Raw genomic sequence first — 10,056 nt, forward strand, 5'->3', positions numbered from 1 at the left:
TTCGGTTCCGCGCCGTGACGGGCTTCGGGCATGTTCGTGAAAGGTAGCACTGTAGCGCTTTTCGGCACGTTCGTTCGGATGCTTTCATGCTGCTGAACGTTTGAGCGGCCCGCCTTACAATGAATCCGCGACATTCGATACGCATGCCGCCGCGGCCACGAGCAAGGCATCATCGGCCCGGGAAGTGATTGCTGGTTGCTTGTTGATCAACCGATCCATGGAGAGGATATGAAAGCAACGTTTGGCAGCAAACTCGCCGTCTCGTTGATAGTGGCCGCTTTCGGCGTGACGGCCGCGCCGCTCGCGAGCGCGCAGGACAGCGCGACGACCGCCACCGGCACGACGCAGGCCGCGCCGGCCACGAAGGCGGACAAGAAGGCCGCTCGCAAGCAGGCACGCGCGAAGAAAAACGCGGAGCTGAAGAAGCTGGAAGATGCGGGCTACAACCCCGCGAAGAACGACGACGCGAGTTATCCGCAGGACATTCAGAACGCGCAGAAGAAGGCGGGTATTGGAGTGGGTGCTAGTCAGTAGGTTGTTGTTTGAAGCCGCTTCGGTCGTAGCGATCGGGGCGGTGTTTTGCTCTCCTCGGGAGCATCGGGCGCGGAGTCGAATCGGAGCGCGCCGCCGAACGTCGTTTTACAGGTGGGACTTCACGAACTCACCGCAGTGGCGCGCCGCGTCACCCTGCGATCCTACTGGTCGCCCGGCAAGATCCTCACCGCGTCACCGCAGCCGTAACTTTGCTCAATACGCGCAAGCTTTTCAGATAAGTCGGCTTGCGCGTGCCGCAACGCCCCTCTAAAAGAAGTCGACAGTGTCAACCCTCGGGCGATCGTCAGGCATCACGTCTGTCATCCCCCGATTTCGCACGGAACCCCAATGGAAGCACAAACAAGGCGCTCCAATGCCCTCGCGCGCTGGATCACTGGCAGGCAGAACTATTACCTTAAAGTTCGCGGCGCAACCCCGACCGACAGCCTGTCGATCAAGTCATTCAGAGCAGTCGAGCGCTTGGGCGAGCCGTATCACATCACGCTCGAACTCACCGCCAATGTCGAACTGGCGCGCGCCGATTATCTCGGGCGCAACGCCACCTTCAGCATCGAGCCGGCGCCGGACGAAGGCGCACCGCGCGAGTTCAACGGCGTCATCACCCGCTTTACCCGCACGCGCAAGACGCGCGACTTCTGCGCGTTTCGCGTCGTGGTCGAATCGCCGCTCGCGCGATTGCGCCTCACCAAGCGCTCCCGCATCTATCAGAACAAGACCGTCCCCGACATCATCGAGGCGATCCTGTTATCGCACGACTTTCTCACGCATCAGTTCGCATTCAAGCTGCGACGCACGTTCCCGAAGCTCGCCTTCCACATGCAGCATCAGATGTCGGATTGGGAGTTCGTCCATCTTCTGATGCGTCAGGCGGGCCTCTTCTGCTATGCGCGACCGGGCGATTTCGGCGATCAGGTGATCTTCGCCGACGATATCGACGGCTACGACTACACCTTTCGCGCCCCCGCGATGGTTCGAGAAACGTCGGGCCTCGAAACCGGCAACGAAGCGATTCTCTCGTTGCAGACGCATAGCGTGACGGTCGCCCAATCGGTGCGGGTTCGAAACTACAACCCGTCGAAGTCATGGGAGCCGTTCGAGTCGGAAGTCAACCTCGCGCGCGACGACAAGACCACCTACGGCCAGTCCTACACATGGGGCAGCCATCATCTCGATGCCGACAGCGCCAAATGGGAGGCGCGACTGCGTCACGAGGAAGCGCTATCCGGACAGGTCCGGTTCGAGGGCACGAGCACCGTATCGGCTTTCTGCGCAGGACTCGTAGTGCGCACCGACGAGAAGCTGGCGGATGCACCGCATGGCATGGTGCTGGTCGAAGTCATTCATCAGGCGGCGCGCGACAAGTCGTATCACAACTCTTTTCGGGCGATTCCCGCAGACCGGCCCTACCAGATGCCGATGCGCGAGCATCTTTGGCCGAAGATCGCCGGCACGTTGAGCGCACGCATCACGACGCGAGACGACGACGCCGAGTTCGCCGAAATGGACGAGCACGGCCACTATTCGGTGCGCTTCGACTTCGACACGGACGAATGGCCGGGCGGCGGTGAAAGCGTGCGGATGCGACTCGCGAAGCCCTTTGCGGGAGCCAACCAGACGGGCATGCACTTTCCGCTGTTGCGTAACACGGAGGTCGGCATCGCGTTTGCGGGAGGCGATCCCCGGTATCCGTTTATCGCCCATGTCCATCATCACAGCTTCGCGACCGACCTGATTTATGGGCGCGACGGATGGAACACGCGCAACGTCATTCGCACCGTCAGCAATAACAAGCTCAGGCTCGAAGACGCCAAGGGCAAGGAAGGTGCGAAGCTCGCGACCGAATACGGCGGCAAGACGCAACTGAATCTGGGCTATATCGTCGATTCAGCACGCCAGAAACGAGGTGAAGGGTTCGAGCTGCGCTCGGATTCGTGGGGGGCGCTGCGCGGGGGTAAGGGGCTGTTCCTGTCCGCCGATGCGCAGAAGGCCGCAGGCGGTCAGGTGCTCGACATGTCGGCGGCGCTCGCGCAATTACAGACGGCGCAGGCGCGGATGCAGAGCTTATCGGAAGCGGTCAAGAAGGCGCAAGCAGTCGTGGCCGACTGCGAAGCGCAGAAGGCGTTGCTGGAAACGCAACTGAAGGACTTGCAGCAGGCGGTGCTGCTTGCCTCCGCCCCGCATGGCGTCGCGCTCACGAGCGGCGAGCACATGCAACTGTCGGCGGGCGGGCATCTGTTCACGACTACGGGCGGCAATGCCGATGCCGCGATCGGCGGCAACTATACGGTCGCGGCGGGCAATGCCGTGTCGATCCTGGCCATCGCGCAAGGCGTGAAGCTCTTCGCCGCCGAGGGCAAGGTGGACGTGCAAGCGCAAGGCGATGCGCTCAATCTCGCCGCGCTCAAGGGCGTGACGATCGCCAGCACCGAGGATGCGATCACGCTCAACGCCAAGAAGGAACTGACGCTGTATTGCGGCGGCTCGTACATCAAGCTGACCGGTGCGGGCGTGGAGATCGGCAGCCCCGCCGACATCAACCTGAAGGGGCCGCTGCGCGTCGGCGGGTCCGCCACCAAACAGAACGCGCTGCCGCTGATGCCCAGGCAGGAAACGACCGGCATGCAGTTGTGGCACGCGTATCCGAACGGCGAGCCGGTCAAGAACGCATCGTATCGGGTCGATTTTCCGGATGGGTCGTTTCGCGCGGGCAAGCTCGACGAGAACGGCAAGGGGATGCTCGTCAATACGCCGCGCGGGGGCGGCAGCATCAAGTACTTCGAGGACGGTTATCCGGTCAAGGACGACAAGCGCAAGTGGTCGGAACCCACGGGCACGGCGGATGTGCCGACAGACGGGGCAGACGCTGCGCTGCCCAGCCTGACGGGTGCTGAAGGAACTGAGCCGCGTTCGTTACGAGTATGACGAACGCGGCAACCTAAGCCGCAAAACCGAACCGAACGGCGTGACGTGGGTCGACGACGCAGATGACTCCGCCGTCGGTACGAAGCCAAATGCCCAGCGCCGCGCCGCGCCGCACAATCGTTTTCGCCTAAATCCCGCCCCAACTCCCGTCCTCGTCGTTCCCGAAAAGCCGAACCTCGCCTGACGGCGACTTATTTTTTCCCAATTGCGTTTATTAATTATAGATACATATAATAAACCAGCGTCGAAACCGGCGGGCCCCCGCTTCGCGTGAACACCGGCATGTTGCCGGCCCAGTGGCATTCATGGACGGCGCGAGCCGTCGGCAACGAGGAGTTGTACATGTCGCAAGCAGAGCTTCACACTGGCCCGGCATTTCCGCCGCGCGCCGGGCATTCGACGGCATCAGACCGTGGCGATGCGTGGAGCGGGAACGTGCCCGTCGAGGAGTTCATCGACGCGCACCGCTTCTCGCGCTTCCAATGGACGCTGATGGGCGTGTGCTTCCTGATCGTGCTGATCGACGGCATGGACACGGCGGCCATCGGCTATATCGCGCCGGCGCTCGTCAAAGGCTGGGGCATCACGAAGGGCGCGCTCGCGCCCGTACTGAGCGCCGCGCTCTTCGGGCTCGCGGCCGGGGCGGTCATCTCCGGCCCGGCGGCGGATCGCTTCGGGCGGCGCGCCGTGCTCATCGCCGCGACGGCTTTCTTCGGCGCGATGAGCCTCGCGACCGCGTTCAGCGGCTCGATCGAATCGCTCGTCACGTTGCGGTTTCTGACGGGCATCGGCCTGGGCGCGGCGATTCCCAACGCCATCACGCTCGTCTCCGAATACGCGCCCGCGAAAAGCCGCTCGATCATCGTCAACACGACGTATTGCGGCTTCACGGTCGGCGCGGCGCTCGGCGGCTTCATCTCATCGTGGCTGATACCCGCGTTCGGCTGGCACAGCCTCTTCGTCGTGGGCGGCGTGCTGCCGCTCGTGCTCGCATGCTTCGTCGTGATGCTCGTGCCGGAATCCGTACGCTATCTCGTCGGACGCGGCGCGCCGAAGGAGAAGATCTGGAAGCCGCTCTCGAAGATCGCGCCGCTCGATCTCGCGCGCATCGATTCGTTTCGCCTGTCCGAGCGCGCGCAGACGCACGCGAAGTCGTCGGTCGGCGCGATCCTTTCGCGCAACTATGTCGTCGGCACGCTGATGCTGTGGCTCGTGTATTTCATGGGCCTCGTCATCTTCTATCTGCTGATGAGCTGGATGCCTCTGCTCATGAACGAAGCCGGCTTCACGCCCGAGCGCGCCGCGCTGCTCACCGCGCTCTTCCCGCTCGGCGGCGGCATCGGCACGATCGCGTCGGGATGGCTGATGGATCGCTGCAACGCGAACGTCGTCGTGATGCTCGGGTATCTGCTGACCGCCGTGTTCATCTTCGTGGTCGGTCAGGCGATCGGCAGCATCGGTCTCGTGAGCGCCGTGATCTTTCTCGCGGGCACGACGATGAACGGCGCGCAATCGTCGATGCCCTCGCTCGCCGCAATGTTCTACCCAACGCAAAGCCGCGCAACCGGCGTCTCGTGGATGTATGGCGTCGGGCGCTTCGGCGGCATCGCGGGCGTCGCGCTCGGCGGTCTCTTCGCGCAATGGAAGCTCGGCCTGCCCGCCGTTTTCGCGCTGCTCGCGGTGCCTTCCGTGATCGCGAGCATCGCGCTCTTCGTCAAGCTCAAGGCGCATCCGGAAACGGAACACGCCTGATTTTTCGGCGGGCTGCCCGCATGACGGGCCGCCCGCTTCATTCACCGTAACGACAGGAAACACATATGAGTCAGGAATTGGAATTGTTGACCGGCAAGCTGCATGGCCTGACCGCGGCGATCAGCGTGATTGCGGCGGCGCTGCCGCAACAGGCATCGGCGGATGTGCAGGAGACGCTGCGCGAGATGATCGGCGAAACCGCGTCGTCGGACTTGCCCGGCGCCACGCTCGCATCGATGCATTCGACCATCGCGCAGGTCATCGAATCGATGGAAATCGGCCTGCGACGCTGACGTTTTTCAGGCGGCGCGCGCGGTGCGGGCCGCCTTCGGCCGGGCCTTCTTCGCGCTCGCCGATGCCGCGCTCGCCTGCGCCTCCAGACCGCCGACGATGAAGTTCGTCAACTGTTCGAGCGTCTCGTTCGCGTCCCACGGATCGCACGCGCCCTTGGCGAGCACGTCGAGACGATGGGTGTCGGAGAACGCGTAGAGATATGCGCCGATCATCATCGTCACGCGCCAGTAGAGATCTTTCGCGGGGAGGCCGGGCAGCGCGGCGCGCAGGGCTTCGACGTAGGCATCGGTCGAATCGCCATATGCGGTGCTGCGCAGGCTGTACGAAATTTCGGGCGGCTCCGTGTGCAGCCGCGCTTGCAGACGAATGAACGCACGCCCGCCGTCGGTCTTGCGCAGCGCGACGAGCGGCAGCAGAAACGCGCGCACGATTTCGCGCACACTCGCATCCTTTCCGTCGGACAATTCATGCAGGAGCGTTACGCGCTCCTCGGAAATGAGCATCGCGCGGCGCAGGAACACCTGCTCGAAAAGCTGCTGCTTCGTGCCGAAGTAATACGTGATGAGCGCCTGCGTGACACCGCACGACGCGGCCACTTCCTTGAGCGACGTGCCCGCGTAGCCGCGCTGCGAGAAATCGACCTCGGCTGCATCGAGGATGTTCTCACGCTGATTGATGTTCCCCGTCGGGCGGCCGAGCCGTTTGCGCTTGCTCGACGCGCCATGTGCGCGGACGTGAGTGGTGTCGTCTTTCGTCATGCCTGGGCGGTGCTGCCGATGAAGTGAGAAGCCGCGTCTCGCTTGCGGCCCGGATCGCTTCCTATTTTACGGGCGTTTCAGGCATGCTCCAGCGAATTCGTCTGAAGCGCTGGTTCTCGAGTCGTTTTCCTGAATCGTGTGGCTGCTGGCAGCGTCGATATGACGCGTTCGATCTCGTCCGATACGAACGACGGTGGCCCATTGTCCGTTCGACCGGCGGGCCACCGAAGCCTGCGCTAGTTGCAATATCCCTGCGATCCGAACGTGCCGCCGCCCGGCGCCGCGCCGCTGCACAGCGTATTCAGCAGCGATGCGATATTGCCCGACCCGTAGTTGCCATAAGTCGCGTTCGGATACTGCGTGTTCTGACGAAACTGCGACGCGTAGTTGTCCTTGTTCGCGTTCGGATCCGCCGATCCCCACGAGGTCACGCCGACGATCGCGAGCGTCGATGAATTGCCCACCGCCGCGCCGCCGGAGAGAACCGCATCGCGTGCCCGGAAGTTGACGATCCACGGACCGCCACTCGCGCCGCCCGTGAGATTGCTGCCCTGCCAGAGTTGCGATGCGCCGCTGACCGTCGTCGTATAGGTCGGGCCATCGGTGCGCTGCATGATCGCGCCGCCATCGATCAATGCGGGATAGCCGAAGGTCGTCACGGCAGCGGTCTGAAGATTGCCGGTCTTTGGCGTCGATATGAAGGAATAGTTGTTATAGCCATAGTTCAGATAACCGGTGATGTCGCCGATGAATTGATTCGATGCGTTCTTCGCTATCACGATGACCGCGATATCGTTGTTGCGCGCCGAGCCCGATCCGGTGTCGGTGCCGTTCGCCCACGTCGATGGCCGGACGAGCCCGGCCCAGGTCCATGTGCCATAAGGCGCGATCTGGGCGGCGGTGGCTCCGGAAGCGCCGTAATGCCCGGGTCTGAACTGCCAGCCCGAGTACAGCGTATTGCCGCTGCCGAACGCCTGAATGCAGTGCGCCGCCGTGACGATCACGCTTCTGCGAATCAGGCTCGCGGTGCAGTATCCGGCCGAGAACGTGAGTTTGCCGATCGCCCGATACGGATAGGTCGTGCTGAGGTAATTCGCGCTCGTGGTGCCCGACGCGCTCTGGTTGCCGTCCTGCACGCGACCTGTCGTATAGGGGATGCCAAAGTCGCCATACGCTCTCGTCTGCGCATTGCTCACGATGCCGCTCTGCGTGTTCACGCCCGCGGGATATGGCTCCGGGCCGGTGTTCGGGACGATCGTGGATGTATCCGGCGGCAGAAGCACATTGACGACCGGCTTGAGACTCGATATATCCGGCGCTGCGTCGCGCGATGCCGCCGGATTCGTATTCACGATGACTTCATCGTCCGCATGTGCGACGTTGGCGCTCGCTAACGCCAGTGCGACTACCGCCGTCGCCTCCACGCAGGCGACTCTTTTCGATCTTTGCATGACACCCTCCGGTTGATGGATACGATGTGTCGGATGAACATCGATCTTCAGTTGTTTTGTATTCCTAATTCTTATGAACATCACTTGGCCGGCAATCAGTGCGACGTTCGTGGTCTGATTCATCGGATGCATGCGGGTCGTCTCGTCTTGTTTCGAACGAAGAAAGCCCGGTTCCGGCACGCGCTTAACTTCGACGAATTCGGGCGCGCGCCGCGCAATACGATCAGGAAAGCGAACAATAAATAACTCTAGTTCAAATTTTCGCTAACCTCGATCTCGCCTATTTGATCAGCGGATAGGGGCGGTGATTTGTGGCCTCATCGAGAATTGCGGTTCATCGCACAGAGTGCGCTTGACGACACTCCTTCCATACAGATAGCCTACATCCAGCTTTCGAAACAAGCCCACACGAAGCGCCTCGCATACGGGGCTCCGGATCACGCCGCTTCTTCGATGTTCGACGCGCACGGTCGCGATGGCCGTCATTCCCGGCCATGACTTCGGTGAGCGAAGCCGCGACGGGCGCAACCATTCCGGCTCTTCTGATCGTCCGCAAACGTTCTCTGCGCGCTCGCGCACGGCGCGAAACGACGACGCCCTCGTCTCCGGTTCAGTACCGCACAGAAGGCTGCGTACAGCCTGTCATTCTTGCCCCACATCGCGTTTGACTCTCCAGGTGGACGCGTGGCGAAGAAACATTACAAGGGGCACACATGAGTAATCCTAAAAAATTCAAATTGAATACCGCGATCAAGCTGAGTGTGATCGTGATCGCGGCGGCCATGTCGAATTTCGCGTCGGCGCAAACGGCGGGAAATCCTTGCGGCAACCAGACTTCCGAGGGGTGTGTGCCGGTCGGCCCGAGCGCCGTGATGACGGTTGCAGCGATGGATTCGTCGACGAGCGTATCGCCGTCGACGGAACCGACGGTCGACACGGTGTCGGCGGTCGTGCCCTTGCTCCAGGGCGGGCGCGGCGGCGAGGGATCGGCAGGGGTGAGCTCGGGCGGCGGCAATTCGAGCGGCTCGGGATCGGCGTCCGGATCCGGCTCGGGCACCGGCTCGGGTCAGGGTTCGGCGAGTAGCGGACCGGGCTCGACGGCGGGCGCTGGCGGCACGAACTCGGGCGGCGGCAAGGGTACGGGATCGACGGGAAGTGGAAACGGCAGCTCGGGGCCGGGCGGTGGCAATTCCGGCGGGGATTCGGGTGGAGATTCGGGCGGCGACACCGGTGGCGACGGACATGGCCATGGTCACGGACATGGTCACGGTCATGGCGATGGTGACGGTGACGGTGACGGCGATGGTCACGGGCATGGTCATGGCCACGGTCATGGCGATGGCGACGGTGACGGCGATGGTCACGGACATGGCCACGGTCATGGCGACGGTGATGGTGATGGCGATGGTCACGGGCATGGCCACGGTCACGGCGATGGCGACGGTGATGGCGATGGTCACGGGCATGGTCAGGGCCACGGTCACGGCGATGGCGACGGTCATGGCGACGGTCATGGCGATGGCCACGGCGACGGTCATGGCGATGGCCACGGCGACGGTCACGGCGACGGTCATGGTGTTGGCCACGGCGACGGTCATGGCGACGGCCACGGCGACGGTCATGGCGACGGTCATGGCGATGGTCATGGCGACGGTCATGGTGTTGGCCACGGCGACGGTCATGGTGATGGCCACGGCGATGGTCACGGCGACGGTCATGGTGTTGGCCACGGCGACGGTCACGGCGATGGCCACGGCGATGGCCACGGTCATGGCGATGGAGACGGTGGACACGGACACGGCGGCATCGGCCATGGCGATGGTGACGGCGGACACGGACATGGACATGGTGGTGCTGGCCATGGCGACGGTGGTCACGGCGACGGTGGTCACGGCGATGGCGGTCACGGCGATGGCGGTCACGGCAACGGCTCGCCTGGCGGTCATGGCGGCGGCAGCGGCTCAGGTAGTGGCCACGGCGGTGGCGGCAATGGCGGCGGCAATGGCGGCGGCAACGGTGGTGGCGGCAACGGTGGTGGTGGTAACGGCGGTGGTGGTAACGGCGGTGGCAACGGCGGTGGTGGCAACGGCGGTGGTGGCAACGGCGGTGGTGGCCATGGCGGTGGCGGCAATGGCGGCAGCGGTAACGGCGGCGGTAACGGCGGCGGCCATGGTGGTGGCAACGGCGGTGGCAATGGCGGCGGCGGCAACGGCGGTGGCGGTAACGGCGGCGGCGGCCATGGTGGTGGCGGTAACGGCGGTGGCGGTAACGGCGGTGGCGGTAATGGCGGTGGCGGTAACGGCGGTGGCGGCCATGGTGGCGGC

General features: G+C 63.6%; 9 protein-coding genes. 6 read left to right on the plus strand and 3 right to left on the minus strand.

From position 1 onward, the window contains the following. Window positions 1-228: 228 nt before the first annotated feature. The 5 genes from IAG25_RS32375 (at window position 229) to IAG25_RS32395 (ending at window position 5,522) form a co-directional block, all read left to right on the plus strand. Window positions 229-534, plus strand: a complete 306-nt coding sequence (locus IAG25_RS32375; RefSeq protein ID WP_187608490.1) for a DUF4148 domain-containing protein — start codon at window positions 229-231, stop codon at window positions 532-534. Between the two features lie 348 nt (window positions 535-882). Next, on the plus strand, window positions 883-3,477 hold the full coding sequence (locus IAG25_RS32380) for a type VI secretion system Vgr family protein (RefSeq protein ID WP_187608491.1): 2,595 nt from the start codon (window positions 883-885) through the stop codon (window positions 3,475-3,477). Beyond that, on the plus strand, window positions 3,440-3,661 hold the full coding sequence (locus IAG25_RS32385) for an RHS repeat protein (RefSeq protein ID WP_187608492.1): 222 nt from the start codon (window positions 3,440-3,442) through the stop codon (window positions 3,659-3,661). The genes IAG25_RS32380 and IAG25_RS32385 overlap by 38 nt, the downstream gene beginning before the upstream one ends. Window positions 3,662-3,819: 158 nt before the next feature. Continuing rightward, window positions 3,820-5,229, plus strand: coding sequence for an MFS transporter (locus IAG25_RS32390; RefSeq protein WP_187608493.1), 1,410 nt, complete (start codon window positions 3,820-3,822; stop codon window positions 5,227-5,229). Between the two features lie 65 nt (window positions 5,230-5,294). After that, the gene (locus IAG25_RS32395) at window positions 5,295-5,522 is read left to right on the plus strand and encodes a hypothetical protein (RefSeq protein WP_187608494.1); all 228 of its coding nucleotides are present in this window, start codon (window positions 5,295-5,297) and stop codon (window positions 5,520-5,522) included. Window positions 5,523-5,528: 6 nt separating this feature from the next. Here the strand turns inward: IAG25_RS32395 and IAG25_RS32400 are convergent, their stop codons facing one another. The 3 genes from IAG25_RS32400 to IAG25_RS32410 all read right to left on the minus strand — a co-directional run bounded on the left by IAG25_RS32400 (window position 5,529) and on the right by IAG25_RS32410 (window position 8,789). Then, the gene (locus IAG25_RS32400) at window positions 5,529-6,281 is read right to left on the minus strand and encodes a TetR/AcrR family transcriptional regulator (protein ID WP_187608495.1); all 753 of its coding nucleotides are present in this window, start codon (window positions 6,279-6,281) and stop codon (window positions 5,529-5,531) included. A gap of 236 nt (window positions 6,282-6,517) precedes the next feature. Next, window positions 6,518-7,732 (minus strand): trypsin-like serine peptidase, encoded by a 1,215-nt coding sequence (locus tag IAG25_RS32405; RefSeq protein WP_222946746.1) that lies wholly within the window; start codon window positions 7,730-7,732, stop codon window positions 6,518-6,520. A 610-nt stretch (window positions 7,733-8,342) separates the two neighbouring features. Then, window positions 8,343-8,789 (minus strand): hypothetical protein, encoded by a 447-nt coding sequence (locus IAG25_RS32410; protein ID WP_187608496.1) that lies wholly within the window; start codon window positions 8,787-8,789, stop codon window positions 8,343-8,345. A 185-nt stretch (window positions 8,790-8,974) separates the two neighbouring features. On the opposite strand from IAG25_RS32410, the gene IAG25_RS32415 reads away from it, so the two are divergent. Next, window positions 8,975-10,056 (plus strand): hypothetical protein (locus tag IAG25_RS32415; RefSeq protein ID WP_187608497.1); only part of this gene is annotated, 1,082 nt, incomplete at its 3' end.

The sequence above is a fragment of the Caballeronia sp. EK genome (assembly GCF_014384845.1).
Lineage (GTDB): Bacteria > Pseudomonadota > Gammaproteobacteria > Burkholderiales > Burkholderiaceae > Caballeronia > Caballeronia jiangsuensis.

Bases quoted from the DNA above. Each gene is read 5' to 3' on its own strand.
- IAG25_RS32375 (WP_187608490.1), top strand. From the start codon at position 229: ATGAAAGCAACGTTTGGCAGCAAACTCGCCGTCTCGTTGATAGTGGCC.
- IAG25_RS32380 (WP_187608491.1), top strand. From the start codon at position 883: ATGGAAGCACAAACAAGGCGCTCCAATGCCCTCGCGCGCTGGATCACT.
- IAG25_RS32390 (WP_187608493.1), top strand. From the start codon at position 3,820: ATGTCGCAAGCAGAGCTTCACACTGGCCCGGCATTTCCGCCGCGCGCC.
- IAG25_RS32395 (WP_187608494.1), top strand. From the start codon at position 5,295: ATGAGTCAGGAATTGGAATTGTTGACCGGCAAGCTGCATGGCCTGACC.
- IAG25_RS32400 (WP_187608495.1), bottom strand. From the start codon at position 6,281: ATGACGAAAGACGACACCACTCACGTCCGCGCACATGGCGCGTCGAGC.
- IAG25_RS32405 (WP_222946746.1), bottom strand. From the start codon at position 7,732: ATGCAAAGATCGAAAAGAGTCGCCTGCGTGGAGGCGACGGCGGTAGTC.